The 321-nt window shown below is 39.6% G+C and carries 1 protein-coding gene; it reads left to right on the plus strand.

The window, feature by feature from the left end; all coding sequences use genetic code 11:
• A partial coding sequence (locus QVO97_RS03110) for a flavodoxin (protein WP_288188767.1) occupies positions 1–293 on the plus strand: 293 nt, incomplete at its 5' end.
• Between the last annotated feature and the right edge of the window lie 28 nt (positions 294–321).

Consider the following 321-nt stretch of genomic DNA (forward strand, 5'->3'; position numbering starts at 1 on the left):
AGAAATACAGACCGGAGATCATGAAGAAAGAGATAGATATGAGCTCTTATGATGAAATTCTTCTGGGATTCCCTATCTGGTGGTATGTAGCTCCAACAATTATCAATACATTTTTGGAAGCCTATGATTTCAGCGGTAAAAAGATCGTCCTTTTTGCAACATCCGGTGGAAGTGGATTCGGTAATACTGTAAAAGAATTGCAGCCATCCGCACCAGAGGCTGTTATCACAGAAGGTAGTCTGTTAAACCGCGGAACAAAACAGAAAGTCAGTGAGTGGGTAAATTCTTTATAAACAGCAGTGTTATGTAGGTATACAGAAT

It is taken from the genome of Clostridium sp. CAG:43 (assembly GCF_000434655.1).
Classification (GTDB): domain Bacteria; phylum Bacillota; class Clostridia; order Lachnospirales; family Lachnospiraceae; genus Otoolea; species Otoolea fessa.